Here is a 25,918-nt window from a genome sequence, read left to right as displayed (position 1 = left end):
ATGAACTTGACTGCTATCGGCGATCTGGCGCGCGGTATGACCCTTCGCACCCGCGCCACTGAAATCAAAACACAGATTGAAACCCTCTCTTACGAGATGTCCACCGGCAAAGTGCAGGATATATCTGGTCGGCTTGGCGGAGATTACTCTCAGATCCTGGATCTGGATCGCTCGCTTGCCAGGCTCGACGCCTTTGGCATCGCCACAGCCGAAGCGGCCCTGTTCACGGATGCCATGCAGTTGAGCCTGAAGACATTTGGAGATTCGGTTGGCGAAATGACCGCGTCTCTGTTGGCCTACGGAACGGCCAATCAGCCGGTAAATCATGCGCAGGCGTCAGATCATGCCAGGAATGAGCTCGACACGATGGTATCGGCGCTCAACACGCGAGTTGGTGGGCGCAGTCTGTTTTCGGGTACAGCCACGGATGTCTCGCCACTGCCCTCGACTGACACGCTGTTGGCTGCGTTGAAGACACAACTGACGGGGGCTGTGACCGTCGCCGACATACGCTTGGCTGCCGACACATGGTTCAATAGCCCTGCCGGGTTTGACGCCATGATTTATCAGGGTGCGAGCACCACACTCTCTCCTATGCAGATCTCGGAAAATGAAAGCGTTACGCTGCCACTCACGGCAACCGACCCGGCATTCAAGGCGGCCCTAAGGGATGTTGCAACAGCGGCATTAGCCACCGACAATACGTTGGCTCTTTCTTCCGACCAGCGCACCGCCCTGTTCACCCAGCTGGGTGTCGATCTGGCGAACGCACAGGATGCCACAGTAAACTTGCGGGCCCAGGTCGGCAGCGCCGAGGGCCGCATCGAACAGGCCGCCACGCGAAATTCGATGGCCCGAACCAGTCTGGAATTCAGCCGGAACGAGCTGATCGCAGCAGATCCTTATGAAACAGCGGCGAAATTGCAAACGGTGCAATTTCAGTTGGAAAGCCTCTATTCGGTAACCGTTCGCAATGCGAACCTTTCGCTGGTGAATTTCCTGAGATGAGGGCGCTGATACTTCTCCTGATTCTTGTTCCCGGTATAGCCTGGGCGGGGGCAATCCGCCTCAAGGACCTTGTCGATTTCGACGGTGTACGGGGTAATGATCTTGTGGGTTATGGCCTGGTTGTCGGTTTGAACGGAACCGGCGACGGATTGCGCAACTCTCCTTTCACCGAAGAGATCATGTCCAACATCCTGGAGCGTTTGGGTGTCAACGTAACGGGCGAGGATTTCCGGCCCAAGAATGTGGCAGCGGTTTTGGTGACAGCCAGTCTGCCGCCTTTCGCCAGAGTCGGCGGCCAAATTGATGTAACGGTTTCGGCGATAGGCGATTCAAACAGTCTGTTGGGTGGGACACTGGTTATGACCCCGCTAAACGCAGCAGACGGGCAAATCTATGCGGTTGCACAAGGCACAATCCTTGCAGGTGGCGTTTCCGCTGAAGGAGAGGCTGCGTCGATCGTGCGTGGGGTACCAACCTCGGGTGTGATCCCGTCCGGCGCGCGTGTTGAGCGTGAAATTGAGTTCGACTTGTCAACTTTAACCCAAATGCGCCTTGCGTTGAGAGAACCCGATTTCACCACGGCCGCGCGTATCGAATTCGCCATAAACACCGAGTTCAACAGAGCTGTGGCAATCATGCGCGATTCAGGCACGGTTGAACTCAACATTGCTGCAACTCAGGCAGTGTCGACGGCCCATGCCATTGGGCGTATCGAGAATATTCTGGTCGAGCCGGAAGCAAAGGCGCGTGTGGTGGTCGATCAGCGCTCTGGCACCATCGTAATGGGGCAGGAAGTCCGGATATCGCGTGTGGCTGTCTCTCAGGGTAATCTGACCCTGACAGTTCAGGAAGCACCGATTGCCGTGCAACCCAATCCGTTTGCCAGGGGCGAAACAGTGGTCGTTCCGCGCACTATTGCAGGGATCGAAGAGGAAGAAGGAACCGGCCTTGCCGAAATCCCCGAAGCTACGACCCTGTCCGAGGTTGTCGCAGGCCTGAATGCGCTGGGGGTATCGCCCCAGGATATGATCGATATCTTGAAAACCATCAAAGCGGCGGGCGCCTTGCACGCAGAATTTGTTGTCAGGTAGCCGATATCTTTGGTCCTACGGGCGTGCCACAAACACGCCCGTGACGTTAAGGCCTATTTCGATTTCCAGCTGTCCAGCCAGCGCTGAAATCTGTTTCGGCGTTCTTCAATCGCGTCACCGGCCGCATAAAAGCCGTCTTCCACATTCTCGATCATCGGATCAATTCGGGCCTTTCGGAACCTGCGCCAGCGCACCCAAACCGCCCAGACCAGCGCGGCGAAAATTGTCAGGAAAATGATGTTGAACCAGGGAATGACCTGCACATCCGGCCCTTCCACATGTTTGATGAAAATGGCGTTGGGAAAGATCGACATGAACTCGTTTCGCCATCCGTAATGGGTCACGACCACCCATTTCGGGTTTTCCTTGGTCGATTTCGCATCATTGGCTTCGGTGTAAAGGTTCGCCGTGTCGAACTTGAAGTAGGGTGGCCACCCCCACCCGGTGTCTTCGTTTCGGTACACGATCGGCTTGCCATTTTCGCGCACGGCCTGAATGAATTGCACATCCCGGTTGGACAGGCTGGTGGATTGGTCTTCGGGTTCGGACCAGAAAATCCGTGTCCAGTCGTTCAGATCCTGCCGCTCTTCGTAGGTGTTTACGATACGCACAACATCATGTTGCGGCAGCGAGTATTGCAGGACCGCCGCGATCGTTCCCCAGAAGATGATGATGAACGCCCATTTCACATAGGCCATGCCTAAACCCTCACATGTAATTCACGATGTAGATCAGCGCGCCAATCGCCACCCATGGCACAATATAGACACCCAGGATCAGTTTGCGCCGGAACGAATTGTCATACACATGCAATCCGCGTTCGACAAAAGCGTCCTTGTTGCCCGTCTTGCCCTTCTCATCCCACCAGCTTTCCAGTTTGCGACGGCGTATCCCGCGCGAGTAGAAAGACAGCGCGGCATAGGCGATCGTCTGGATCACCAACAAGATCAGCAAAAGGCGCAATAACCCGAACATTTCAGCCTTTCCTTACCGAACCCCACGGACCGACCCGCGCGATTATGTCATCGCTGACCCGATCTTCTCCGCTCATATCCGGCTCATGGCCGAACAGCGCGGCACGGGCCCCTTGCTTGTCCACCTGATACTCGCGCGCGAGGAAGTCGGCAACATAGGCTTTCTTGCTCTCGGGCCATCTGGAATAGGTGCTATAGAACAGCTCTTTGTGGCAAATGAACATCTGGCGCGGGTCCAGCGGGGCCAGTTCGGCCAGCAGCATGTTCACCAGATCACGGTTCGGCGTGTCAGCGGCGCGCAAAGTGTAGAAATAAGCCGGATGATCCGACGTGATACGCGGCCACGGCCCCCCGTCGCTTGCCCAGCGCAACAGTTGCGCAAGGCCGTGATAGGCTTCGGGCAAGCCATCCGAGTGATTGCGCGCCAACCGCCGCATATCGCTTCGGTCCAGCCCGGTCAGGTCGACATCCGCATCCGCCGCCGCATCGACAGTCAGGAAATCCATCTTCTGCTGCAGGATTGCGGCGGCGTCTACACCGCGCGCCTTGACGATGGGTTCGACCAGATCATTGTAATCCAGAAACTTTGCAACCTGGTTCCGCTGCGACGGGTCAAAAACGTATTTGATCGGCAAATCGTCAGGCTTGTCACCCATGCAGATCGCCGCCGGGTGGTCCAGATCCGGGAACAGGTACAGCCCGCCGAAATGCGCCGTCCAGAAATTGCGTTGCTCAAAATCCGTGTGGCGCAGATGGACGGGGTTGCGCGTAACGTCGCCGGTTTCTTTGGCGGTCTCGATCATCCTGGCGATCAGCACATCGTCGAACCAGGCGTCCTCGGCGGTTTTGAAGCGTTCGACCATACCCGCCAATTGCTGCGCCTTGCGCAAGGTGCCGCCTGCGGTGTCGGCCTCGATCTCGATCTTGCGCAGATTGAACAGATCGCGGGGACTGCTGAGCTTGAAGACCGAATTCACCAGCTCTCCGGCCACGGCATCGGTGGCGGTCAGGGCAAACAGCTGCGCCTCGTTCATCTCGATAAACTCGCGCAGGATATCGCGCGAGGTCGAGAATTTGACGTTCAGCAACGGTGCGCGTTTCTGCTCGGTCGTCAGCAGGATAAACTGCCGGTTGACCCCGTTGGGGTTAAGGTAGAGCTCGTCCTCCAGCTCAATCCCCACCTCCGGCGAATAACCCGAGATATCGACATGGAAATCCGAAAGCTGTGTGGTCTTGCCCGCCAGATGCTGCAGCGCGCGGTTATACCGCTCGACTAAGGCCGGGCTGGAGATGTGGACGAGGTTGCCGAACATCAGGCCTTTTTCGATAAGGCGGATCATTGGCGCTCTTTCTGTTGGGTAATCGTTTCTTCGATGTTCCAGAGAAATTCTTCCTGTTGAGCCATTCGGACCAAATTATGTTTCGAAAACATGTCACTATTGCCGGAACGTCGACGGCTGATCGAAAGCGTTGCCAGACAAAACAAGAGACTCAAGACCAGTATTGCCCACACTCCAACAATTCCGGACATAATAGAAACAAGAACAATGAATATGGAAACTGCCCACATGCTTAGAAAGTAGTCTAAGCTCTCTACACCTCCCGTCAAAACGATTGATACCACTACTGGGACAAAAGGGATGATTGTGAAAAACAAAGCCACAGTAATCAATACTGCGCGAAGCCTAAGTCGATTTAGTTTTTCTGAACCTGTTTTTCCTGTCCACCAGCCAACAAGGCAGGACACCACCATGCTGGAAACGACGAACATAAAAACTTCCAGACCGCCGGTCACACCTTCCCCTCCAGATACCGCCGCTTGGCCTCTTCCATCCGGCCCATCTCGCGGACGGCGTTTTCGATTGCGACCTCATCGCTCTTGTCGGCATAGCGGAACTCGCTGTCGGCGTAGCGGTTGATTTCCTGCATAACCATCTCGACCGTGATCGGCTGGCGCAGATCCTCGATCATGGCCTTCTTGGTGTCGTAGTCGCGGAACAGGAACAGGTCGGGGTTCTCCATCCATTCGTCGGGCAGTTCGAAATCCATCGCGCGGACCTTGACCGCGTCGGTGATGTTCTTGATCGCGCGGCCGGTGAACCGCTCATCCGCCTGCTGGATCGCCTTGAGGTATGTGCCCAGCTTGGCGATCGTGTCCATTTCGCCGATCTTGCCAGACACCCGGTCATAGACCTGCAGCAAAGCGTCCTCATGCGGGCGGGAATGGCTTTCGAAACTGGCGGCGACGGCCTTTTTGATTTCCTGCGCGGCGTAAGCCTCGTGTTCGCCCAGCGGGATGTCGTGGTTGCGACCCATCAGCAGGTGCAGGATGTCGATGTAATCCTCGCGCGTTTGCGGCCCGTCCACCAGAAACCGCGCGCCCGCCCGCTGGCGCAGGGCGTCGTCCACATTCTCGGGGTAGTTCGAAAACATACCAAAGGTGCAGTTGCCGCGCACGACGGTGTTGGCACCGGCAAAGCTCTCCATCAGAACGGCGGTGATCTCCAACTGCCCGGCTGACGACTGCCGGTCACCGCGCTTACCCGCCAGCTGGTCGATATCGTCGATGGTGCCAAAGCCGATGACCGAGGGGTCGATGATCGTGTTGATAAACGCCTTGGCGTTCTGGCCGGATTTGCCCTGATAGCTGTCGATATTGTCGGTGCTCAGGTTCTGATAGCGGAACGGATAGCCTGCGTTCTGGCAATACTCGTTGATCAGCCCGGCCATCATCTGGATCAGCGTGGTCTTACCGGTGCCCGGCTTTCCGTCACCCATGAAGGTAAAGATGAACCCGCCAAGTTCCGCAAACGGGTTCAGGCGGCGGTCGAAATCATAGGCCATCACCATCTTGGCAAGCTTCATCGCCTGATATTTGGCGATATGGTTGCCGACCACTTCGTTCGGCTTCTTGAACGTCATGGTCAAGGTGGTGGATTTGGCCTTGGAGGCCGGCTCGAACCCCCGGATCGTCAGATCGTCGGCTTCTACATGCCAGGCTGCGTTCTGGAACGGGGCCAGGTAACCTGCGGATCCTGCGCGCAGGGCTGACTTCTCCATCAGTTGCTCGGCATAGGCACTGGTGGCGGCGATCAGGTGGGCATCGTCCGAGGCGTATTTGGCCAGCGTCTGGTCCAGTTCCCACAACGCGCCGTGCAGGGCAAGTTGGCCGTTGTCTGTCAGGACCTCTTCGATCTCACCAATATCAACCGTGGTCTCACCCAGATGCGAGGACAACAGATAGGCCAGCGCATTGCCGAACGTGTGCATCGTGATCAGCGCTTCGGCTGTCAGAACCTCCGAAAACTCGGTCTTCCGCGCGGCGGGCAGATCCCCGGCAAGGTTTGCGCGTTTCAGATCCGCAAGCGGGGTCTGTTCCGCATAAGTGTCGGCCACGGCCAAAGCGATTGCGATGGCGCGGCGGATCGCCTGTTGTGCAGTTGCCTGCGGCGGCGAAACCAAGGCGTCACCATCGTCCGAGGCTTCGATCCTCTCAACCAGATGCACCCCGTCTGCGCGCACGGTCCGGCGTGTCACCAACCCCGGTGTCGTCGAGCGAAACCGCCGACCAGTCGAAACACCTGGTGAGCGTTCAACGGTAGATTCCACGGCTTTGGCGATCCGCGGCGCGTGTTCGAACCCGTTCAGCAAAGCGGTCGCTGCCGGATAATGCTTGCGAATATCGTCTTCGCGCAATTCCATCTGATCTGACGTCAAACTCATCTAAAAAACCGCCCTTGCTTCATCTTTTCAAAAATACTCTCGCCGAAGGCGAAAATTAGTACCTCAATACCTGCCCGGCATTGCTGACGACGAACTTGCGCACATCTGCAAAGCCCGGCGGGTTACGTTCGGCCAGCACCTGAAACGGGCGCTGCGGCAGGATGATCGAGCGTTGGATGCGGGTGGCCCCGGTCTCGGCCCCCTGCCCGCCGAAAGGATCCAGCGCAAAGACCTCGCGCTCGACAGTTGAAAACCAGCCCGCGCGCTCCTCGATGACCTCTTCGCTGTGCAGCTCTTCGGTGGTCCAGGCCAGCGCCCAATCCTGTCCTTGAGGCGATTGCGCATCTTCCAGCACTTGCCGCAAGGGGCCGGATTGTTCGGTAAACGCCGAGGAATACATCGGACCCACATGGATGCGACGCAGGTGTTTGGGGTGCAGGTCGTCGAAATCCTGATCAAAGCCCTTGGCGATCGTCACCAGTTTCAGCCCACCCAAGGATTGCGCCATCAGATGTGCCTGCACTTCGGGCCAGCGGCGTTGGTCCTTGGGCAGGGCGGTTTTGCCTGTGTCCTCCAGCTGCATCAGATAGATGACGGGCAGGTTGACCTGACTGTCATAGACCGCCCAGTGGATCATGAACTTGCGCCGCTCGCCCTCATTCCCGATCCAGTGACATTCGGGATCGTTGCGCGCCCAGAACAGCTGACCTTTCAACAATTCCTCGTAATAGAGCCTTTGCGACAGCGCAAATTGCAGCTTGGTTGGAATTTCCCGGTCGCCAATGATCGTGCGGACCATGTCGGTTTTCAGGTCATCTTCCGAGGGCATATTCGCCAGATGCACCTGCGCCTGCTGCGCGTCATTGGCCATGGTCAACAGCTCAGCCGCCACCGGAAACCCGCTGTCGCGCTTGTCCATGGCGAGACTGCCAAAGAACCGCCCCGTATCGCGCCCGACCAGCAGGTATTTCATGGAGAGCGCGCGAAAGGTGTAGAGCAGCCCCGAAAGGTAGCGCGACACGATCCGCACCTCTTGCTTGCTGATCGCGCCCTCGGCCTCCATCGTCGCCGCCACGCGCAACAGGTGGACGGTGATCACCTCGAACTTGCGGAAATAGCGGCGCGAGGCGAAGGTGTCGGTCAGGCCGACATGGTCTTGGGTGGGGTTAGTCATTTCGCGGCTCTCGGCAGCATTTCAGTTTCAGAAATCAATGGTCTCTATCCTTTACGGAAGGCACTCTTCCAAACGCGTCAAGCTCAAGAAAACTAAAGACCATGTTGGACTCCGATTGGCGCGCATTGAAGAACTGAGGTTCGCGGTACCGGATGGTGTGAGCAGTAATCGAAAAGAGCGCTCTGGCGAGATTTCCGAAACACCCCGTCAAAGTAAAAAGGAGCGCTAGAAAGAGTCCCGAGAACAAAATTCCATTTAATTTGTCCTGACTGACAATTTGAACGGGCGCGCCGGCACCAATTTCCGCAAGGTTAGTACCATTGGCAGAAAGAAAAGAGACCAGTCCCCCTGCAATCGTGATCAGAAAGCCTAAAAGGCCAAATCTGCGAAAAACTTTCCAGCTCCACATCAGGGGTTAACCCCCATACAAATTCTTATCATGCTTCTCGACAATCGAGGCGAACCGACGGGCAAAGCGTTCATCCGCCTTGGCCTTTTTCTCCAGCACGTCGCGGGCAAAGACCATGTGATCCTCATGCGCCTCAAGCATGTCGGCCATTTTCTGGTTGGTCGCGGTGCCGATGGCGGCCATTGCCGTCTGCGCCTCCTGGTCGGTCTGCACGCCGATCTCGTTTATGCGGTGGGCCACGTCCTGCTGCTGCGCTGTTTTCAGCGATTTGGTCAGGGCGTCATACAGCACCACGCGCTGCTGCGTGTCTGTCTGCAGCTTGTTGATCAGCACCATCTGCGTCGCCGCCTGGTTCTGCAGTGAATCGACCCAGGTCTTACCCTTTTCGATATAACGCTCCAGCGTCTGAGACTTGGCCAACTTGACCTGCTCTTCCTGAACCTTGGCGTTGTATTGCTTGTTCAGCTCGGCCAGCTGAGTTTCCAGCTGGGTGCGCGCGGCGGCGTCCTGTTCGACACTGATCTTGTTTTCCAGCGTGATAATCGCCGGGTCCATGCCCTGGATCTCGGCCCGCAGTGCTTCCAGTTCGGCCACGGTTGCCTCGCGATCGTCCAGCGTGCCTGTCAGGTTATCCTCGACCTTTACGCGTTGCTCTTCCAGCACAGTCAGCTGCCCTTGCAACAGCTTCACGATCACATCGGATTTGGCGATCAGGTCCTGCAATTTGTCGTCGATATTGGCCGTTCGCATCCGCTCTTGCCGGAGCGACTCGGATTTTCCCTTGGAAAAGATGCCGACAAACGACTCCCACCCGGTTTTCGAGCGCATCTCGTCGAAATCCTTGGAAAACGCGTTGGTAACATCGTCCAGACCCATGATCAGCTCGGCGATGTTGGCGTTCATCACCTCAGTATGGGCGTGAACATCCTCAAGCGTGGCATTTTCGATGTCGATATCGGCCTCGGCCGTTCCAATCTTGGCCCGCGCCGCTTCGATCCGCGAGGTCAGCCCCTCAATCTGCGACTGGCTTTCGCGCACTTTCGTTTGCGTTTCTTTGATAAGCGCTTCGAATTGCTGGTTCGACATCTCTGCTGTCCTTTTTTTCTTTAATTACCCAATAAGATAGGGAATGTTACGGTCATTTACATCCCCTTGAGTCCAAAAATCACGCAAACTCTGGCAAACTTGGGGTGGAAAGGAAAGCCACGTGATCGCAACCTGACGTAGAACTCAACGCTGCGACTATGCTGCAACGATTGGGTCTGAAAATAATTTGATCAAATCTGGGCTGATCGACCCGCATCGGTGGACATAGACAAAGCCCTCAACACCTGATTGGGTGCGGCAACTCAACTTCTGCGCGGAGAATGACATGCTGGACGCAACGACCGATCTGAAATCAATTCTGAAGAATCCTGACTTGCTTGTAACCAAAGCCTATATCGGTGGTCAGTGGGTGGACGGTGACAACGGAACTTTCGACGTGACCAACCCGGCCCGGGGCGATGTGGTGGCCAAAGTGGCCGATGTCAGCCGAGCGCAAGTCGCCGGAGCAATTGCACAGGCCGAAGCCGCGCAAAAGGAATGGGCCAAGTTGACCGGCAAGGAACGAGCGGTGATCCTGCGGCGCTGGTTCGACCTGATGATGGAGAACGCCGAAGATTTGGGCAAGATCCTGACCGCGGAGCAGGGCAAACCACTGGCTGAGGCCATCGGAGAAATCGGCTATGGTGCCTCCTTCATCGAATTTTTCGGGGAAGAGGCCAAGCGGGTGTATGGCGAGACCATCCCCGGGCATCAGCGCGACAAACGGATCATGGTACTGAAACAGCCCATTGGTGTGGCGGCTTCGATCACACCCTGGAACTTTCCCAACGCCATGATCACTCGCAAGGCAGGACCTGCGCTGGCGGCGGGGTGTGCTTTTGTTGCCCGCCCGGCGGCAGAAACGCCACTGTCCGCGCTGGTTCTGGCGCTTCTAGCGGAACAAGCCGGCGTGCCAGCTGGTGTGTTCAACGTGGTGCCTTCTTCCCAGGCCAGCGAGATCGGCAAGGAGTTCTGCGAAAACCCCGGTGTACGCAAGCTGACCTTTACCGGCTCGACCGAGGTGGGGCGCATCCTGCTGCGGCAAGCTGCTGATCAGGTCATGAAATGCTCGATGGAACTGGGCGGCAATGCACCCTTTATCGTGTTTGATGACGCCGATCTGGATGCGGCCGTCGAAGGCGCGATGCTGTGCAAATTCCGCAATAACGGCCAGACCTGTGTCTGCGCCAACCGCATCTATGTACAGGCCGGTGTTTACGACGCGTTCGCTGCCAAACTGAAAGCGGCAGTTGAAGCCCTGAAAATCGGCGACGGTCTGACCGAGGGCACCACAACCGGCCCGCTGATCAATGCCGATGCGGTCGCCAAGGTGGAAGAGCATATCAAGGATGTCACGGACAAGGGCGGCGCCGTTCTGACCGGCGGATTGCCTCACGATCTGGGCGGTACGTTCTTTCAGCCGACCATTGTGACCGGCGTGACTCAGGACATGATGGTGGCGCAGGATGAAACCTTTGGCCCGCTGGCACCGCTGTTCAAGTTCGAGAATGAAGATGACGTGATCGCCATGGCGAATGACACGATCTTTGGACTGGCCTCGTATTTCTATGCAAAGGACCTGAGCCGCGTCTACAAAGTGGCCGAGGCGCTGGAATATGGCATTGTCGGCGTGAACACCGGCATCATCTCGACTGAGCTAGGCCCGTTCGGCGGCGTCAAGCAATCCGGTCTGGGTCGCGAAGGCAGCCACCACGGCATGGAAGACTATCTTGAGATGAAATACGTCTGCATGTCGGTCTGATTTGGCGGCCATCGCCTTGGGGCGGTGGCCATTCTGCCCACAGGCGAGGCGTTGTTCCGGTCAAACGGGCCGGTGACGGCTGGGCAATGACCTTATTTCACCAAGCATGAATTCCCTGCGGGCAAGCTTCGCGGGGAGTTTTCGTATAGGGCCCGATCCGATCCCAAACTTAGGTCATTTCGTCTTTCGCTATCACGGTCGTTACGGTGCGCGGCACCCGACTTCTGGTGATTGCAATCGCCCCTATGACCAAGGCACAGGCTATGGCTTGCGCAGTTGTGATCGCTTCTCCAAACGCGAAGAACCCGACTGCAAACATCGTGGGCAATTCAATGCTTCCGACAACCGCAGTTTGAGAAGCTCCGATCAGCGGCGAACAGATCGTGTAAACAAGCTGCGGCACAAGCGCCGTGACCAATCCAATTCCAATGATCAGAACCCAATCGGACTGACCTTCAGGGAACAGCGTGGAAACCTCTGCATTCATCATCAAAGGCAAAAGCCCAAGAACCGATCCCAGAGACACCGAGGCGATACGGGCAAGTGGCGCAATTCGTGACAACCTGTGGACCAGAACAGAAATCCCGAAGCCAAAACCAAATGGCGCCGCCAGAGAGATTAGAAGCGTAGGAATGTGCTCGACCGGAACGGATGCTGGCGAGCCTGCTATGATGGCAGCCAGAATGATGAGACCAGACGCAAGAAACGCGCGCCTTGTGGGAGTATCGGCGAACAAGACCCACGCAATGATCAACGTGAAAACCGGATATGTCATATAGAGCACGCCCACCGTCGATGCGGGCAGTGTCTTTAGGGCTGTGACATATCCGATCCAGCCAAGCCCCATCACCACTCCGACCGCAAGACCCCAACAAATCTCGCGCCAGGCTGTTCGATGTACGACGAGAACTGGCAGTAACAAAACCGCCGGAACGATGTAGCGGTAGAATGCGACGGCGAAAGGTGCGACGCCCTGCTCGGTCAATCCCCTGCTGAAATAGGGAACAAGCCCGAAACAGACTGATGCGAAAAGTACGCCAACAACCGCAAGCGATTGGGGAATAGCTGGTCTGGTCTGCGTGTATGCTGTCGACATCTGCAAGTTCTAGCACAGGTTCACGACGAGTGTAGCCGAGTTTACCGGGCCGACGCTTTGATGTGAAAAGGCGCTTTCATCAAAGAACAACGCCCCGCGTCTGGAGGAACGCGGGGCGCGGGTGTTGCGGCAGTCCGGGAGGAGGAGACTGCCGCTAGGCTTTCAAAGCCTCAGTTCACGGCCTTGGCGTCAACCACATCTTTTTCGATGGATTTGGCCGAGGTAATTTCGACCCGGCGCGGTTTCAGGGCCTCGGGCACTTCTCGCTTCAGGTCGATGTTCAGCATTCCGTTTTCATGGCTTGCGCCGGTGACACGGACGTGATCAGCCAGGGCAAAACGACGCTCGAACGCGCGGGTTGCGATGCCGCGATGCAAATAGCTGCGGCTCTTGTCCTCGGATGCCTTCTTACCGGCAACAACCAGCGAGTTTTCTTTCACTTCAACGGACAGGTCGCTTTCCGAAAAACCGGCAACGGCCACCGAGATACGGTAGGTGTCGACATCGGTTTTTTCGATGTTGTAAGGCGGATAGCTTGGCTGTGCCACATCATTGGTCAGAACGCGATCCATCATGTCGGCGATCTGGTCAAAGCCAATGGTGGCGCGGTGCAGCGGTGCAAAATCAAATGTACGCATGTGTCATATCCTCAGTCTTGAGCGATTCACGATCTGGCCCTCCGGCTGGACGGACCAATGTTGATAACGGACCCCGTTATGGCGATCCGATATCAGTGACATGGGAAGCGATTTGACCGAGTTCAACCCCCGCCGGAGCTGATGAATTTCGCGCCAGACCCGGACGCACCGGACCCAGCCTGTAACCGGCGGATCGTAGCCGTTGGTTTTGGCGCATCGCGCCGCATGATGGACTTGAGCTCGGCCACGACCTCGTCAAGCTCCATGCCGAACCCCACCTTTCTGCGACCGTTCGTGCCTACCGCTGAAACCACGGACAAAACCTGCCAGCGCGAGCCGTTTTTTGCCAGAATGGCGGATCCGGAAGACCCGAAGGTGACGTCGCAATCAAAAGTGATCAGGCCCTGCCTGCGATCCAATACGCGGCACGACCTTTCCCGCGTGATCGCCTCGGATCGTCCGCGCCCATACGAGGCTATGCTGATCTCGTTTCCCGAAACTCGCCCGCTGTGCAACACGAAAGGATCGGCAATCGAATACGGGATGGGCTCATTCAGCCGCATCAGGGCGACATCCATCCGAACGCCTTCGTGCGAAAGCGGGTTATTTGAAGCGTAGCCGGGCAGAACGGCAATTTGCGTAATCTGACGCTCGGCCAACGCGCTGCCGTTGCTCAGACCCGCACGAAACGTGATGTCTTCGGGCGCGTATGTTTCCCCGGTACGGCGGTCGACAGCACAATGGGCAGCGGTCAGCACCATGTCCTGCGCGATCAGAGTACCTGTGCAATAGGACTCTTCGCGCACATCCAGCCGCCCGATTGCTTCCCAACCATAAAGGTCGTCCCGGTCTGTCAGCTTGCGTTTGTTGGCTTGCGCGTGGGATGCGGTCGCCAGAACACTCAGGCCCAAAAGCAGACTTAGAAAGACCTTGGTCATGGCCGGATAAACCTTGCACCGACGTTCTTGCCCGTCCCTGAACCGGAGGTCGACAATCCAAATCCGTGCCCGGCAGACAGCTCGTCGCGCAGCAATTGCAGCGAATGTTCAACCGCAGTTCCAATCGCAACGCTCTGGCCATCCATGCTGGCCTTTGCCGCCACAACCGACACGATCTGAGGGCGCGCGCCTGTAAAGGAAAAAACCGGTGCTCCTGAAGATCCGAAGTCGACGTCGCAGGACATGATCATAACGCCTGCCTGCCGGTTCATGACCGAACAAACCTGTTGCAACGATGGCGCTTCTGACCGGTCATGTGCATATGACACTACGCCCACTTCCGCACCCCGGCGCGGCTGATCTCCTGATTCAAACGGAATGACCGATGTGTTGCGGATCGGCTGCCAAAGCTCGATCAGGGCGACATCTGCGCCGACACGGTCCGTCGACGACTCAGCACTGAATTGATAATCCGGGTGAATTACAGCTTGTCTTGCCGTTCGATAAGCCAAAGCACGCCCCAGCCGCCACCCGGCCAGAAATTCGATATCGGACGGGTTCACCCGCTGCCCGGACACCTTGTCGAACAGGCAGTGCGCCGCTGTCAGCACAAGGGTCGGCGACACAAGCGTTCCGGTGCAGAACCCTTTTCCGGCAATATCCAGACGACCGACAGCCATCCATTCGCGCCCGGAATCCGAGGTCTCCAGGCTTTCCAGCCTGGTGTCCTGTGCTGTAGCCGTCATCGGCAAAGCACAAAGAACAATCGCCTTAATCCAGTTGCGCACTCGGGTCTCCGGGGACTCACTCTGAGGCTTTTGTCCTACGTGTCACGTTGGGCAAAAATAGGGCGATCGGAGTCCAGGTGAATTTCCTGAGGAAATGATGCGGGGCGGCATCAGAGTGGCTTATCGCAAAATAGGAACAGAATCTCCTGCCCGTTGCAACGCGGGTGGTTTCGGCCCCCCTGTTGCCCAATCCAGCAACTCGACCGTATGAACGACTGGCACTTGGGTGCCGGACCCGATTTGCATCATGCAACCGATATTGCCTGCGGCGATGATATCGGGCTTCTTCGCCTCAAGTGTTTTGATTTTGCGCTGCTTCAACTGACCCGAGATTTCCGGCTGCATCAGGTTGTAAGTCCCCGCGCTGCCGCAACACAAATGGCTGTCGGCGGGCTCGACCACTTGGAACCCGGCACGTTTCAGCAGGTCTTTGGGATAGGTCTTGATCTTCTGCCCATGCTGCAGCGAACACGCTGCGTGATACGCAACTGTGAGGTCCTGATCACGCCCTTCGGGTAGACTCAGCTTCATAACCAGCTCACTGATATCCATCGCGATACCCGAGACCCGCGCAGCATCGACCGAGAGCGCGTCGTTCCGGAACATATGCCCGTAATCCTTGACCGTCGTCCCACAGCCTGAGGTATTGATCACGATGGCGTCCAATCCGCCGCCGTCCATCTCGCGAATCCAGGCCCTGATATTGGCGATTGCGGCTGCGTGGCTGTCTTTCACCTTGCCCATGTGATGGGTCAGCGCTCCACAACATCCTGCACCCTCAGCCACCACAACCTCACATCCCAGCCGGGTCAGCAGACGGATCGTGGCGTCATTAATGTCAGTATTCAGCGCTTTCTGTGCGCAGCCCGTCATCAGCGCCACCCGCATTTTCCGCTCGCCTTCGGGCGCAAAGCTTTGAGGGTCATCGTTACGGCTGACCGGCGGAATGTTCTTGGGCGCCATGTCCAGCATGGCACGCAAACGGGCATCTGGCATCAAAAACCGGAACGGGCGACCCAGTTTCGCCCCGATCAGCGCCCAGCGAAAGCGCATCGGATAGGGCAGGATCTGTGCCAGAACCCAACGCAAAATACGATCCGCCAAAGGGCGTTTGTAATTCGCCTCGATATATTCCCGCGCGTGATCGACCAGATGCATATAGTGCACACCTGATGGGCAAGTGGTCATGCAAGCCAGACAGGACAGGCACCGATCGATATGTTTGACCGTCTTTTCATCGGGCTGCCGCTCGTTTTCGAGCATATCCTTGATCAGATAGATGCGCCCGCGCGGACTGTCCAACTCGTCGCCAAGAACCTGATAGGTCGGACAAGTCGCCGTGCAGAATCCGCAATGGACGCAATTGCGCAGAATTTCGTTCGAGCGCTTGGTTGCCGGGTCTTGCAGCTGCCGTTCTGAGAATGATGTCTGCATAAACCTATCCCATCAGCCCCGGATTAAACAATTCACGTGGGTCAAACTTAGCGCGCAACCCCTTTGTCAGGCTCGAGACGGCCACGTTTTCCGGTTGAAAACGCCCCAGTCGCGCGACTGTTTCTGCATCCGCTCGTACAAGTGTCGCGTGGCCAGAAAACACACCTAGACGCGCGCGCAGATCCGTACCTTTCGGGACGCGCAGCCAGACAAGCCCACCGCCCCAGTCGAAAAGCAACTGATCCGCTTCGGCACGCGCTGAAACTTCGGCCGCATCTCCGGGTTTTACTGAAAGCCGCCAGACATCCCCGTCCTGCCCCTGAAACGGATGAGCATCGCGGATACCAGCCCACAGCGTGTCTGCATCCGCTTCCTCTGAAATCTCTCCAAACCGGGACAGTTCAGCCGCCAACTTGCCTGTGCGATATGCGACCGCGTCCGTGAAGCCTTCGACCCTAAGCAGGGCTTTCCCGGCGTCGGGATCATACGCGGCCCCCGTTACTTCGAACGGCGATCTCAGCGCAGCGGACAGAACCCGAACCGCAGTTCCAGCTTCCCGGACCCCAACAGATAATGTTGCCACCCGTTCCGGTTTTGGAAGCACCTTCAGCGAAACTTCGGTCAAAACTCCTAAAGTACCCCAGGACCCGCCCATCAATTTGACCAGATCGTACCCGGTGACGTTCTTCATGACGCGGCCACCGTTCTTGATCACCTGCCCGCGCCCATCGACATAGCGTACCCCCAGCAGAAAATCCCGGCAGGCCCCGGCCTGAATCCGTCGCGGGCCCGAAATATTGGCCGCGACGACGCCGCCAATGGTCGGTTCACCTTGTGTCCCCAGCAATCCGCGATGATCCATCGGCTCAAACGCGAGGTGCTGGCCCTCTGCTTCCAGCGTCGCCGTGATCTCGGCCAAGGGCGTCCCCGCCCGTGCAACAAGGGTCAGCGCCCCGGGTTCGTATAGCGTAATACCGCGCAAAGCTCCGGTTTCGATTTCCGCATACGGGCTGGCAATTCCACGCGTCCCGCCTCCGACAATGCGTACAGGTTTTTCTAACCCGGCCACCAGCTTTGCCAGATCGTCCTCAGTCTCAGGTCTCATTGGCTTCATCTTTTCCAAAATACTCCGGGGGCAAGGGGGCAGCGCCCCCTTATTCTGCAGCCATACGCCGCGGCTCCGACACGTCGAGCGGAAACACTTTGGCCGCGTTCAGCAGCCATTTGGGATCGAAAACGTCCTTAACCGCCATCTGCGCCTCAAGGTCGGCAGGTGAATATTGATGAGACATCAGATCCCGCTTTTCGATCCCCACACCATGTTCCCCAGTCAGACAGCCGCCCTCGTCAACACACAGCTTCAGAATCTCTGCCCCAAAAGCTTCGCATTTTTCCAGATCGCCGGGTTTGTTGGCATCGAACAAGATCAGCGGATGCATATTTCCGTCGCCCGCGTGGAACACATTTCCGACCGGCAACCCAAACTCCTCGCTCAATTCTCCGATACGACGCAGAACGGTTGGTAGGGCTGACACCGGGATCGTGCCATCCAGACACATATAATCGTTCAATTGTCCCATGGCACCGAATGCAGATTTCCGACCCAACCAGATCTTGGCGCTTTCCTCAGCCGACTGGCTTTCGCGCAATTCAACCGGGTCATGGCGTTTTGCTATCTCGATGATTTTCGAAAGCTGAAAATCTATTTCAGCGTCAGCCCCCTCCACTTCGACGATCAGCAGCGCGTTGCAATCGGGATACCCGGCATGGGCAAAGTTTTCGCAGGCCCTGATGCACAATGTATCCATGAACTCGATCGCAACCGGCAATATGCCCGATTTGATGATGTCCGAGACACACTGCCCTGCAACCTCATTGTCATTGAAACCCATCAGGACCGGTCGCGCGCCCTCGGGCTTGCGAAGAATACGCAACGTGGCCTCGGTCACCACACCCAGCTGGCCTTCAGACCCACAGATGACACCCAACAGGTCCAGACCTGGTGCATCCAGATGCGCACCACCAATTTCGACAACGCTGCCATCCATCATGACCATGGTCACGCCCAACAGGTTGTTTGTTGTCACCCCATATTTAAGGCAATGCGCACCGCCCGAATTCATCGCGATATTGCCCGCGATGGCACAAGCCAGCTGCGAAGACGGATCGGGGGCGTAGAAGAAATCCTCTTCTTCGACCGCGCCGGTAACGCTTAGATTGGTGCGACCCGTCTGTACTCTGATGAAGCGGTTGTCATAATCGATTTCCAGCACTTCATTCATACGTGCGACGCCCAGAATGACGCAATCGGCCGTCGGCAAGGCTCCACCGGCCAGCGAAGTACCCGCCCCGCGCGGCACCACAGGCACGTTTTCGTCATGACAAATGCGCAGAACATCCGAAACCTGCTGTGTGCTTGACGGCAGCACGGCCAGCATTGGCGGGCATCTATAAGCCGTCAAGGCGTCACACTCGTAAGCGCGGGTTTCGGCGGGGTCGTGGATGATCGCCTCTTCGGGCAGAACCCGCGACAGCCGCGCAACAAGCGCAGATTTCCGGCTCAGAACATCCGGACTTGGCTTTGGCATCTCCATGGCGCTCCTCCTTTTGGTAAAATAATATTACCAATTTATCGCGCTGGCAAGTTCCCATGCCCGGCCTTACTGTCGCGGTCATGACCTGGATCGAACGTGCCGCTCTTTTTGCCCCTCTGGACTATGCATCGCTGCTTCTGCTGCTGGTTGCTTGGCTGTGGATCGGGAGGAAAATTGAACATCCGTCACCGCAGAGGCAATCCGTAGCCCTTATGATGGACGATTATCGGCGCGACTGGATGCGCGAGATGGTGACCCGCCAACCGCGCATGTTTGACGCACAGGTCGTGGCGGCCATGCGGCAGGGCAGTACATTTTTTGCGTCGACCACGATGATTGCCATCGGGGGTGGGCTGGCCCTGCTGGGCAACACCGAAAGACTGGCAGGCGTCGCAATCGACCTCGCCATCGGCAGTGCTCCGGCAATGGTCTGGGAGATCAAAATCCTTTTCGTCGTATTGCTGCTGGCCAACGCATTTCTGAAATATGTCTGGGCGCACCGCCTTTTCGGGTATTGCGCCGTGTTGATGGCTGCAGTTCCCAATGACCCCGAAGACCCGCAAACCTATCCCCGCGCCGGTCAGGCGGCTGAGATCTGTGTCACCGCCGCGCGCAGCTTCAACCGTGGTCTGCGCGCCACTTATTTTGCACTGGCGTCGTTGGCATGGTTTCTTGGACCTGTCGCGCTCATTTTGGGTACAGCGGTCACGTTTGGCGTCTTGTATCGGCGCGAGTTCGCCTCACACTCCCGGGAAATACTCATGGCCCGAGCCGCCAGCACGGATACGTGATACCGATGCGCTATCCCACTGGTTACACTGGTGCGATGCGATACTTGATTCTCTGCGCCATGTTGGCGAGCCCCGCCCTTGCCGACCCGCCAACAATCGAACAGGTCCGCACCAGTGCAAACGGTGATACATGGCGGTTCGATGTGACGATCCGGCATCCCGATACGGGTTGGGACCATTACGCCGACGGCTGGCGTGTTCTGGATATGGATGGAAACGAGTTGGGAATGCGCATCCTGCTCCATCCTCACGAAACCGAACAACCCTTTACCCGCTCTCTGGGCGGGGTGGTCATTCCTGATGGCATGACACAGGTGCAAATTCAGGCACGGTGCATCGTCGATGGATGGAATGAAGGCACCACAGTGGTCAAACTGGATTGACCCTCAGAAAATTCCCATGGCCAGACCGGCACTCAAAGCGGCTCCTGTCTCGCGGCATTGATCCAGCTGGTCTTGCGGGATTGTCTTTTCGGCCAAAATGGCCTCGGGCGTTTGCGCATGAGTACAGATGATCAGCGGAGGCTGAACAGCTTTCAATCGCCAACCAGTGGCTATTCGTGCGATCTGACGGGCGGCATTCTCGCCATCCGATCCTGCGCAAATCATCTGCGCATAGGGTCGGCCTTCTATTTTTCCCAGCACCGGGTAGTAGCAGCGGTCGAAGAATTCCTTCATCAGACCCGAAATTGCCGCCAGATTTTCAGGCGCGCAAAAGATGTAGCCATCGGCAGCCAACAGATCTTCCGGCCCGGCTTGATCGGCAGGCATAAGCTTTGTGTCAGCCTCACCTCGCGCCGCTTCGGCCGCCGCTTCGGCCATCTGCCGGGCACCGCCTGTGCGCGAGTGGTAAACGATCAGAAGCTGCGCCATGTCAGACCCGGTGGTAGGGGCCACCTGACAGAATTGTCGCGGCCCGGTAAAGTTGCTCGGCCAGCATCACACGGACCAGCATATGGGGCCAGACCATCGACCCGAATGAAATGGAAAAATCCGCCTCGGTCCGCAGAACTGGGTCAATTCCGTCCGCACCACCGATCACAAACGCCAGGTCCTGCCGACCGGCATCGCGCCAATCACCCAGCTTCTTCGCGAAATTGGGCGAGGACATGACCCGCCCCCGTTCATCCAGCGTGCACAACACTGCCCCTTTGGGCAGGGCCTTACGCAGCACCGTGGCCTCAGCTGCCATCCCTGCGTTTTTTTTGTCTTCAACCTCGATCACCTGCGCAGGCCCAAGGCCCAGCGCACGGCCGGTCCGGTCAAATCGGGTCAGGTAATCGTCAAGCAGTGTCTTCTCGGGTCCGGCGCGCAATCGCCCGACCGCAACTATGCTGATACGCATATCTCTCTCGCCTCCGGCCTGTTAATGCAGGCCGGGATGGCGCCTCAGTTCGCTGAGGCGCTGCCGCCCTGAGGCAGCCACATCTTTTCCAGCTGATAGAATTCACGCACTTCGGGGCGGAAGATATGGACGATCACGTCGCCCGTATCGATCAGCACCCAGTCGCCGGTGTCCTTGCCTTCGACCTTCGAGGTGAAACCGAATTCCTGCTTGATGCGATCCGTCAGCTTTTCCGCCATGGCGGAAACCTGACGGGTCGACCGACCCGAGGCAATCACCATGTGATCCGCAACCGATGATTTGCCCTGCAGGTTGATCTGCACGACGTCTTCGGCCTTGTCATCGGAAAGTGAGGAAAGGATACGCTCAAGCAGCTTGTCGCTGATTGACTGAGAGTGGGCCATTATGTTGACCCCATCATCGGCAGGCAAACCCGCCTGTGTATGTAGAGACAGGACATAGTCCTCCTTTGCTGCGCGCCGCGAAACCCCGGCGCCGGGGTACTAATAAGGTAGCAAGGGGAATGCAACATTTCAATGAATGCACGCTGCAGGGCGCACACAGGCGCTTACTCTGTGATGATCTGTTGCGCAGTTGCGCCGTCCGGCAGCAACCGGATTTCGCGCTGTGGGAAGGGGATCGAGATACCATCTTCCTTGAATGCGTCCCAAAGCGCCAGATAGACATTGCCCCGGATATTGGTCAGCCCCTTTGTCGGGTCGCTGATCCAGAACCTCAGCACATAGTCCACGCTGCTGTCACCAAACCCGGTGATGTGGCAAACCGGTTCATGTTTGCCGCCGCTCAGGACCCGGGAAACCGCCTTCACCGCCCTGATTGCGGTTGCGCGCACTTTATGCGGATCGTCGTCATAGCTGGTACCAAAATCCAGATCCAATCTCACGAACCGGTCGGAATGCGACCAGTTCACCACCTGGTTGGTAATCAGATCTTCGTTTGGTATCAGGTACTCGCGCCCGTCCCGCGTTACGACAGACACGTATCGCGCGCCAAGCGCATTGATCCAACCGAACGTATCCCCCAACGAGATCACATCGCCCGGCTTGATCGAGCGGTCCATCAGGATGATGATCCCCGATATCAGGTTCGACACCACTTTTTGCAAACCGAACCCGATACCCACGCCGATGGCGCCAGACAAAAGCGCGATGCCGGTCAGATCGAACCCCAACGTTCGGATCGCAGCTATAAAGACTGCCCCGTAAAGCAGAACCTGTATGCCTTTTGACAGCAGCACCTGCATGGACGGGGTTATGTCGTCATTGCTTTGCAATGCGCGTTCGGCTGCGCGCGTGCCGATACGGGCCAGTGTCAGCAGGATGCCAATCAGCAAAGTTGCCTTGAGAATCCCAAGAGCCGAAATATGCAGGTCCCCAATGGAAATCGCGACACCGTCAAGAAAACCCGCGACATCATCCGTCAGATTCAGCGCGACAAGCGTTGCGTAGATCCACATTGCCCACTTGAAAATCCGGCGAAGCGTGCGGTTTTGGACCAGTCTCGCGACCAGTGCTATCGCCAGCCACGCCGCCGCCAACGTAGCTATCACCCCGATAATATAGCTGCGCGATGGCCAGGTGAGCTGCTGCATGGTCAGATACAATGCCCACGAAAGCAGGATGAAGTAGACCAGCGCCAACCGCCGCATCAGCTGTACCAGAACCCGCAGCCGCCATTTCGGCCATCCCGTGCGCGAACGAGCCCAGGCATCCCATCTAGACTGGGTCAGGAATTTCAGCAGCAAAGCCAGCGCCCACAGCAACAGGATGATGAGCAATTGATATTGTCGCCAGCCCGGCGTGACGATCAGATCAAGCAGCCTCTCGAATTGCGCGGAAAAAGCCGCAACCATGTTGTTATAGAGGTCGGTCAGCGTACTTGGGATCAGGTCTTGGTTCATGCACGTCTCCTGCGGGGCCAGCTTGGACAGCAATGCAGGGCGATGCAAGCCTGACACTGGTTTTGAACCTTGATTGCCGGAAGGGCGCGGTATATCTGAACCGCATGAGACTCAATGTGGCCCAACTTCAGAATCTGGAAGATCGCGCGCGCTTGCGTGAACGGTTCTTTGGCGCTGCCCGCACGGTTCTGGCGCGCCTATCCGTCGCCTGAGCCAACTCGCCAGCTATTTCTCATTACATACGGGAGAGGACCGATGTCCCCCAAGACACTCTATGACAAGATCTGGGATGCCCATGTCGCGCACGAAGCCGATGATGGAACCTGCCTGCTTTATATCGACCGCCATTTGGTGCACGAAGTCACCAGCCCGCAGGCATTTGAAGGGCTGCGCATGGCAGGCCGTAAAGTGCGCGCGCCGGAAAAAACCATCGCTGTACCGGACCACAACGTGCCGACCACACCGGACCGCGTGAATGGGATCGAAAACCCGGAATCACGCATTCAGGTCGAGGCGCTGGACAAGAACGCCAAGGATTTCGGCATTCACTACTACCCGGTGAATGACGTGCGCCAGGGCATTGTCCACATCGTTGGCCCGGAACAGGGTTGGACCCTGCCGGGTATGACCGTTGTCTGCGGCGACAGCCACACAGCGACCCACGGTGCATTCGGCGCGCTGGCCCACGGCATCGGTACGTCCGAGGTTGAGCATGTTCTGGCCACGCAAACGCTGATCCAGAAGAAGTCCAAGAACATGAAGGTGGAAATCACCGGCAAGTTGCAACCGGGCGTGACCGCCAAGGACATCACTCTGGCTGTGATCGGTGAGACCGGCACTGCTGGCGGTACCGGCTATGTCATCGAGTATTGCGGCGATGCGATCCGTGATCTGTCGATGGAAGGTCGCATGACCGTCTGCAACATGGCGATTGAAGGCGGGGCTCGTGCCGGCCTGATCGCGCCGGATGAAACAACGTTCGACTATGTCAAAGGCCGCCCGCACGCGCCGAAAGGGGCGCAGTGGGAAGCGGCTCTGACATGGTGGAAAACGCTTTACACCGACGAAGACGCGCATTTCGACAAGGTCATCACTCTGCGCGGCGAAGACATCGCGCCGGTCGTGACCTGGGGCACCAGCCCCGAGGACGTTCTGCCGATCACCGCAACCGTCCCGAACCCCGAGGATTTCGAAGGCGGCAAAGTCGATGCAGCCCGCCGCTCCATAGAGTATATGGGACTGAAAGTCGGCCAGAAGCTGAGCGAAGTTGAGATCGACACCGTCTTTATCGGCTCGTGCACCAACGGCAGGATCGAGGACCTGCGAGCCGCCGCCGAGATTCTGAAAGGCAAAAAGATCAAGGACGGCATGCGCGCCATGGTCGTTCCGGGCTCGGGCCTCGTCCGCGCGCAGGCCGAAGAAGAAGGTCTGGCGGATATCTTCAAAGAAGCCGGTTTCGAGTGGCGTCTGGCAGGATGTTCGATGTGTCTGGCGATGAATCCCGACCAGTTGCAACCGGGTGAACGCTGCGCCGCGACTTCAAACCGCAACTTCGAAGGCCGTCAGGGCCGGGGCGGGCGTACCCACCTGCTGAGCCCGGCAATGGCCGCCGCAGCGGCAATCACAGGACGGCTGACAGACGTTCGTGAAATGATGTAAGCTACCCTCATAACTGGATATTTGAGGGATTGAAGACATGAGTGACTGGACAAAATGGCTATTGCTTGGACTTCTGTCCATCGTGTTCGGCATCTTTGTGCTGGGCGCACCGGTCGTGGCATCAATTACCGTGACGGTGTTCACAGGTGTATTGCTGTTGATTTCGGGCGCATTGCAGGTTGTTGGCGGCTTCACAGTCGAAGGGACCGGCAACAAGATACTGTCACTTATCATGGGTGTCGTGATGCTGTTTCTGGGCTGGTCCTTTCTGGATCACCCACTGCAAGGAACGCTGACACTGGCAACCGTCTGCCTGATCCTGTTCATGGCTGGCGGCATTGCCCGCGTGATCCTGTCGTTCCAGATGCGTGGAACACAGTATTTCTGGGCGACGCTGGTCTCGGGCATCATGTCGATTGTTCTTGCAATCCTGATCTGGCGCTTTGCTGCAATGGACCCTTCAGTGCTGCTGCAATTGCTGGGCATCCTGCTGGGGATCGAGATGATCTTTAACGGGCTCGGCCTTGTCTTCATGGCGTTCTTCGTCAAGGACGCACCAAAAGAAACGAAACAAGCTTAACGCGGGGTCTGGGCGCGGCCCTCTCCCGCAGGAGTGTGAACATGGATAAGTTTGAAAAAGTCCACGGGGTGGCCGCCCCAATGCCGCTGATCAATATCGACACCGATATGATCATCCCTAAAGTGCACCTGAAAACCATCAAACGGTCGGGCCTGGGTGTCGTTCTGTTCGACGAGATGCGTTATCACGATGACGGTCAGGAGAATGAAGAATTCGTCCTGAACAAGCCCGCCTATCGCGAGGCCGAGATTCTGGTTGCTGGCGACAACTTCGGCTGTGGGTCCTCACGCGAACACGCGCCCTGGGCGATCAAGGATTTCGGCATCAAGGTCGTGATCTCGACCAGTTTTGCCGACATCTTCTTCAACAACTGTTTCAAGAACGGCATTCTGCCGATTGTTGTCGGGGCAGAACACCACGCGATCCTGATGGATGATGCGCATAAAGGCGAAAACGCCCGCATGACCGTACATCTGGAAGACCAGCAGATCACCACATCGGACGGCGTCGTGATCGATTTCGAAATCGATCCTCACCGCAAGCACTGCCTGCTGAATGGTCTGGATGATATCGGGCTGACGATGGAAAAAGATCATCACATCGACAAGTTCGAGGATCACGCCAGTCAGGCCCGCCCCTGGGTGTGATTCTGGGGACGAATCTGTGGATACTCAACCTGACGGGGTCGCCAAGGCGGCCCCGCTCGCATTCTTGGGGTTGATTTTTCGAAAACCACAACATGTGGATATCAATTTGAGATACACGTCGGATTTGCGTCGAAAATGATGCAATACCGCACCAGTTGCGCCATCTTTTTGCCCGAAATCCCGTGTTTTCTGCACCTCGGCTTGAGCAAAATGCCGCTTATCGTTCATGTTGACGCTGAAGAGGCATCCGTCAACGTCAGA

The 25,918-nt window shown here is 57.2% G+C and carries 29 protein-coding genes; 9 read left to right on the top strand and 20 right to left on the bottom strand.

Annotated features, from left to right (window positions below; all coding sequences use genetic code 11):
* Both ACR0CE_RS13190 and ACR0CE_RS13185 read left to right on the top strand, forming a co-directional pair.
* The gene (locus ACR0CE_RS13190; protein WP_480832854.1) at nt 1-1,008 is read left to right on the top strand and encodes a flagellin; all 1,008 of its coding nucleotides are present in this window, start codon (nt 1-3) and stop codon (nt 1,006-1,008) included.
* Entirely contained in the window at nt 1,005-2,099 is a 1,095-nt protein-coding gene (locus ACR0CE_RS13185) for a flagellar basal body P-ring protein FlgI (RefSeq protein ID WP_480488149.1), read from the top strand. The genes ACR0CE_RS13190 and ACR0CE_RS13185 overlap by 4 nt, the downstream gene beginning before the upstream one ends.
* Before the next feature lie 53 nt (nt 2,100-2,152).
* Here ACR0CE_RS13185 and ACR0CE_RS13180 read toward each other — a convergent pair whose 3' ends face one another.
* From ACR0CE_RS13180 to ACR0CE_RS13145, 8 genes are read right to left on the bottom strand one after another with little or no spacing between them, the layout of a single operon-like run.
* Nucleotides 2,153-2,797, bottom strand: a complete 645-nt coding sequence (locus tag ACR0CE_RS13180) for a DUF1523 family protein (protein ID WP_480488151.1) — start codon at nt 2,795-2,797, stop codon at nt 2,153-2,155.
* A gap of 10 nt (nt 2,798-2,807) precedes the next feature.
* A complete protein-coding gene (locus tag ACR0CE_RS13175; protein WP_480488153.1) occupies nt 2,808-3,074 on the bottom strand; it encodes a hypothetical protein in 267 nt (88 codons plus the stop codon).
* Nucleotide 3,075: 1 nt separating this feature from the next.
* Complete coding sequence (locus ACR0CE_RS13170) at nt 3,076-4,413, bottom strand: DUF6638 family protein (RefSeq protein WP_480832851.1); 1,338 nt, start codon at nt 4,411-4,413, stop codon at nt 3,076-3,078.
* Nucleotides 4,410-4,868 (bottom strand): hypothetical protein, encoded by a 459-nt coding sequence (locus tag ACR0CE_RS13165; protein ID WP_480488156.1) that lies wholly within the window; start codon nt 4,866-4,868, stop codon nt 4,410-4,412. The genes ACR0CE_RS13170 and ACR0CE_RS13165 overlap by 4 nt, the downstream gene beginning before the upstream one ends.
* The gene (locus tag ACR0CE_RS13160) at nt 4,865-6,796 is read right to left on the bottom strand and encodes an AAA family ATPase (RefSeq protein WP_480832849.1); all 1,932 of its coding nucleotides are present in this window, start codon (nt 6,794-6,796) and stop codon (nt 4,865-4,867) included. Before ACR0CE_RS13160 ends, ACR0CE_RS13165 begins: the two co-directional genes overlap by 4 nt.
* A gap of 55 nt (nt 6,797-6,851) precedes the next feature.
* Nucleotides 6,852-7,970, bottom strand: a complete 1,119-nt coding sequence (locus tag ACR0CE_RS13155; protein ID WP_480832846.1) for a hypothetical protein — start codon at nt 7,968-7,970, stop codon at nt 6,852-6,854.
* Between the two features lie 34 nt (nt 7,971-8,004).
* Nucleotides 8,005-8,379, bottom strand: coding sequence for a hypothetical protein (locus ACR0CE_RS13150; RefSeq protein ID WP_480832844.1), 375 nt, complete (start codon nt 8,377-8,379; stop codon nt 8,005-8,007).
* A 6-nt stretch (nt 8,380-8,385) separates the two neighbouring features.
* A complete protein-coding gene (locus ACR0CE_RS13145; protein WP_267365200.1) occupies nt 8,386-9,465 on the bottom strand; it encodes a coiled-coil domain-containing protein in 1,080 nt (359 codons plus the stop codon).
* A gap of 286 nt (nt 9,466-9,751) precedes the next feature.
* On the opposite strand from ACR0CE_RS13145, the gene ACR0CE_RS13140 reads away from it, so the two are divergent.
* Complete coding sequence (locus ACR0CE_RS13140) at nt 9,752-11,227, top strand: NAD-dependent succinate-semialdehyde dehydrogenase (RefSeq protein ID WP_480507159.1); 1,476 nt, start codon at nt 9,752-9,754, stop codon at nt 11,225-11,227.
* 169 nt (nt 11,228-11,396) lie between these two features.
* Here ACR0CE_RS13140 and ACR0CE_RS13135 read toward each other — a convergent pair whose 3' ends face one another.
* The 7 genes from ACR0CE_RS13135 to ACR0CE_RS13105 form a co-directional block, all read right to left on the bottom strand.
* On the bottom strand, nt 11,397-12,323 hold the full coding sequence (locus ACR0CE_RS13135) for a DMT family transporter (RefSeq protein WP_480832842.1): 927 nt from the start codon (nt 12,321-12,323) through the stop codon (nt 11,397-11,399).
* A 170-nt stretch (nt 12,324-12,493) separates the two neighbouring features.
* Complete coding sequence (locus tag ACR0CE_RS13130) at nt 12,494-12,961, bottom strand: Hsp20 family protein (protein WP_480832840.1); 468 nt, start codon at nt 12,959-12,961, stop codon at nt 12,494-12,496.
* Nucleotides 12,962-13,083: 122 nt separating this feature from the next.
* Complete coding sequence (locus tag ACR0CE_RS13125; protein WP_480832838.1) at nt 13,084-13,899, bottom strand: trypsin-like serine peptidase; 816 nt, start codon at nt 13,897-13,899, stop codon at nt 13,084-13,086.
* Nucleotides 13,896-14,687: a trypsin-like serine peptidase gene (locus ACR0CE_RS13120; protein WP_480773967.1), complete on the bottom strand. Its 792-nt coding sequence runs from the start codon at nt 14,685-14,687 to the stop codon at nt 13,896-13,898. The genes ACR0CE_RS13125 and ACR0CE_RS13120 overlap by 4 nt, the downstream gene beginning before the upstream one ends.
* A 120-nt stretch (nt 14,688-14,807) precedes the next feature.
* Entirely contained in the window at nt 14,808-16,121 is a 1,314-nt protein-coding gene (glcF, locus tag ACR0CE_RS13115) for a glycolate oxidase subunit GlcF (RefSeq protein WP_480832836.1), read from the bottom strand.
* Nucleotides 16,122-16,125: 4 nt separating this feature from the next.
* Nucleotides 16,126-17,226, bottom strand: coding sequence for an FAD-binding protein (locus ACR0CE_RS13110; RefSeq protein ID WP_480832834.1), 1,101 nt, complete (start codon nt 17,224-17,226; stop codon nt 16,126-16,128).
* Between the two features lie 49 nt (nt 17,227-17,275).
* The gene (locus ACR0CE_RS13105) at nt 17,276-18,715 is read right to left on the bottom strand and encodes an FAD-linked oxidase C-terminal domain-containing protein (protein ID WP_480832832.1); all 1,440 of its coding nucleotides are present in this window, start codon (nt 18,713-18,715) and stop codon (nt 17,276-17,278) included.
* Nucleotides 18,716-18,795: 80 nt separating this feature from the next.
* On the opposite strand from ACR0CE_RS13105, the gene ACR0CE_RS13100 reads away from it, so the two are divergent.
* Together ACR0CE_RS13100 and ACR0CE_RS13095 are read left to right on the top strand one after the other, a co-directional pair.
* Nucleotides 18,796-19,506, top strand: a complete 711-nt coding sequence (locus ACR0CE_RS13100; RefSeq protein WP_480832830.1) for a DUF599 domain-containing protein — start codon at nt 18,796-18,798, stop codon at nt 19,504-19,506.
* 35 nt (nt 19,507-19,541) lie between these two features.
* Nucleotides 19,542-19,889, top strand: a complete 348-nt coding sequence (locus ACR0CE_RS13095; RefSeq protein ID WP_480832919.1) for a hypothetical protein — start codon at nt 19,542-19,544, stop codon at nt 19,887-19,889.
* A 3-nt stretch (nt 19,890-19,892) separates the two neighbouring features.
* On the opposite strand, the gene ACR0CE_RS13090 is transcribed toward ACR0CE_RS13095, so the two are convergent.
* From ACR0CE_RS13090 to ACR0CE_RS13075, 4 genes are all read right to left on the bottom strand, one after another.
* Nucleotides 19,893-20,378, bottom strand: a complete 486-nt coding sequence (locus ACR0CE_RS13090; RefSeq protein ID WP_480507153.1) for a flavodoxin family protein — start codon at nt 20,376-20,378, stop codon at nt 19,893-19,895.
* Between the two features lies 1 nt (nt 20,379).
* Nucleotides 20,380-20,850, bottom strand: coding sequence for a 23S rRNA (pseudouridine(1915)-N(3))-methyltransferase RlmH (gene rlmH / locus ACR0CE_RS13085; RefSeq protein ID WP_480832828.1), 471 nt, complete (start codon nt 20,848-20,850; stop codon nt 20,380-20,382).
* 44 nt (nt 20,851-20,894) lie between these two features.
* Nucleotides 20,895-21,254 (bottom strand): ribosome silencing factor, encoded by a 360-nt coding sequence (gene rsfS / locus ACR0CE_RS13080; RefSeq protein ID WP_209599225.1) that lies wholly within the window; start codon nt 21,252-21,254, stop codon nt 20,895-20,897.
* Between the two features lie 164 nt (nt 21,255-21,418).
* Nucleotides 21,419-22,771: a mechanosensitive ion channel family protein gene (locus ACR0CE_RS13075; protein WP_480832826.1), complete on the bottom strand. Its 1,353-nt coding sequence runs from the start codon at nt 22,769-22,771 to the stop codon at nt 21,419-21,421.
* 104 nt (nt 22,772-22,875) lie between these two features.
* On the opposite strand from ACR0CE_RS13075, the gene ACR0CE_RS13070 reads away from it, so the two are divergent.
* Genes ACR0CE_RS13070 through leuD form a run of 4 tightly spaced genes read left to right on the top strand, consistent with a single transcriptional unit; the run spans nt 22,876 to nt 25,657 of the window.
* Nucleotides 22,876-22,983, top strand: coding sequence for an isopropylmalate isomerase (locus ACR0CE_RS13070; RefSeq protein WP_209507277.1), 108 nt, complete (start codon nt 22,876-22,878; stop codon nt 22,981-22,983).
* A 43-nt stretch (nt 22,984-23,026) separates the two neighbouring features.
* A complete protein-coding gene (leuC, locus tag ACR0CE_RS13065; RefSeq protein WP_480832823.1) occupies nt 23,027-24,430 on the top strand; it encodes a 3-isopropylmalate dehydratase large subunit in 1,404 nt (467 codons plus the stop codon).
* A 37-nt stretch (nt 24,431-24,467) separates the two neighbouring features.
* A complete protein-coding gene (locus ACR0CE_RS13060; RefSeq protein ID WP_480483886.1) occupies nt 24,468-25,010 on the top strand; it encodes an HdeD family acid-resistance protein in 543 nt (180 codons plus the stop codon).
* Nucleotides 25,011-25,051: 41 nt separating this feature from the next.
* Entirely contained in the window at nt 25,052-25,657 is a 606-nt protein-coding gene (gene leuD / locus ACR0CE_RS13055; protein WP_480483885.1) for a 3-isopropylmalate dehydratase small subunit, read from the top strand.
* 24 nt (nt 25,658-25,681) lie between these two features.
* Here the strand turns inward: leuD and ACR0CE_RS13050 are convergent, their stop codons facing one another.
* A complete protein-coding gene (locus ACR0CE_RS13050; RefSeq protein WP_480492785.1) occupies nt 25,682-25,885 on the bottom strand; it encodes a hypothetical protein in 204 nt (67 codons plus the stop codon).
* Between the last annotated feature and the right edge of the window lie 33 nt (nt 25,886-25,918).

The organism is Ruegeria sp. L11, assembly GCF_056531755.1.
Note: the sequence above shows the minus strand (reverse complement) of the source record. Positions and strands in the feature narration are given on the sequence as shown.

Excerpts from the sequence above, each read along its gene's own strand:
- ACR0CE_RS13160 (WP_480832849.1), bottom strand. The coding sequence starts at position 6,796 with ATGAGTTTGACGTCAGATCAGATGGAATTGCGCGAAGACGATATTCGC.
- ACR0CE_RS13185 (WP_480488149.1), top strand. The coding sequence starts at position 1,005 with ATGAGGGCGCTGATACTTCTCCTGATTCTTGTTCCCGGTATAGCCTGG.
- rsfS (WP_209599225.1), bottom strand. The coding sequence starts at position 21,254 with ATGGCCCACTCTCAGTCAATCAGCGACAAGCTGCTTGAGCGTATCCTT.
- ACR0CE_RS13150 (WP_480832844.1), bottom strand. The coding sequence starts at position 8,379 with ATGTGGAGCTGGAAAGTTTTTCGCAGATTTGGCCTTTTAGGCTTTCTG.
- leuC (WP_480832823.1), top strand. The coding sequence starts at position 23,027 with ATGTCCCCCAAGACACTCTATGACAAGATCTGGGATGCCCATGTCGCG.
- leuD (WP_480483885.1), top strand. The coding sequence starts at position 25,052 with ATGGATAAGTTTGAAAAAGTCCACGGGGTGGCCGCCCCAATGCCGCTG.
- ACR0CE_RS13095 (WP_480832919.1), top strand. The coding sequence starts at position 19,542 with ATGCGATACTTGATTCTCTGCGCCATGTTGGCGAGCCCCGCCCTTGCC.
- ACR0CE_RS13075 (WP_480832826.1), bottom strand. The coding sequence starts at position 22,771 with ATGAACCAAGACCTGATCCCAAGTACGCTGACCGACCTCTATAACAAC.
- ACR0CE_RS13070 (WP_209507277.1), top strand. The coding sequence starts at position 22,876 with ATGAGACTCAATGTGGCCCAACTTCAGAATCTGGAAGATCGCGCGCGC.
- ACR0CE_RS13090 (WP_480507153.1), bottom strand. The coding sequence starts at position 20,378 with ATGGCGCAGCTTCTGATCGTTTACCACTCGCGCACAGGCGGTGCCCGG.
- ACR0CE_RS13135 (WP_480832842.1), bottom strand. The coding sequence starts at position 12,323 with ATGTCGACAGCATACACGCAGACCAGACCAGCTATTCCCCAATCGCTT.
- ACR0CE_RS13105 (WP_480832832.1), bottom strand. The coding sequence starts at position 18,715 with ATGGAGATGCCAAAGCCAAGTCCGGATGTTCTGAGCCGGAAATCTGCG.
- ACR0CE_RS13060 (WP_480483886.1), top strand. The coding sequence starts at position 24,468 with ATGAGTGACTGGACAAAATGGCTATTGCTTGGACTTCTGTCCATCGTG.
- glcF (WP_480832836.1), bottom strand. The coding sequence starts at position 16,121 with ATGCAGACATCATTCTCAGAACGGCAGCTGCAAGACCCGGCAACCAAG.
- ACR0CE_RS13110 (WP_480832834.1), bottom strand. The coding sequence starts at position 17,226 with ATGAGACCTGAGACTGAGGACGATCTGGCAAAGCTGGTGGCCGGGTTA.
- ACR0CE_RS13050 (WP_480492785.1), bottom strand. The coding sequence starts at position 25,885 with ATGAACGATAAGCGGCATTTTGCTCAAGCCGAGGTGCAGAAAACACGG.
- ACR0CE_RS13155 (WP_480832846.1), bottom strand. The coding sequence starts at position 7,970 with ATGACTAACCCCACCCAAGACCATGTCGGCCTGACCGACACCTTCGCC.
- ACR0CE_RS13180 (WP_480488151.1), bottom strand. The coding sequence starts at position 2,797 with ATGGCCTATGTGAAATGGGCGTTCATCATCATCTTCTGGGGAACGATC.
- ACR0CE_RS13175 (WP_480488153.1), bottom strand. The coding sequence starts at position 3,074 with ATGTTCGGGTTATTGCGCCTTTTGCTGATCTTGTTGGTGATCCAGACG.
- ACR0CE_RS13190 (WP_480832854.1), top strand. The coding sequence starts at position 1 with ATGAACTTGACTGCTATCGGCGATCTGGCGCGCGGTATGACCCTTCGC.
- ACR0CE_RS13100 (WP_480832830.1), top strand. The coding sequence starts at position 18,796 with ATGACCTGGATCGAACGTGCCGCTCTTTTTGCCCCTCTGGACTATGCA.
- ACR0CE_RS13130 (WP_480832840.1), bottom strand. The coding sequence starts at position 12,961 with ATGCGTACATTTGATTTTGCACCGCTGCACCGCGCCACCATTGGCTTT.
- ACR0CE_RS13125 (WP_480832838.1), bottom strand. The coding sequence starts at position 13,899 with ATGACCAAGGTCTTTCTAAGTCTGCTTTTGGGCCTGAGTGTTCTGGCG.
- ACR0CE_RS13170 (WP_480832851.1), bottom strand. The coding sequence starts at position 4,413 with ATGATCCGCCTTATCGAAAAAGGCCTGATGTTCGGCAACCTCGTCCAC.
- ACR0CE_RS13140 (WP_480507159.1), top strand. The coding sequence starts at position 9,752 with ATGCTGGACGCAACGACCGATCTGAAATCAATTCTGAAGAATCCTGAC.
- ACR0CE_RS13145 (WP_267365200.1), bottom strand. The coding sequence starts at position 9,465 with ATGTCGAACCAGCAATTCGAAGCGCTTATCAAAGAAACGCAAACGAAA.
- rlmH (WP_480832828.1), bottom strand. The coding sequence starts at position 20,850 with ATGCGTATCAGCATAGTTGCGGTCGGGCGATTGCGCGCCGGACCCGAG.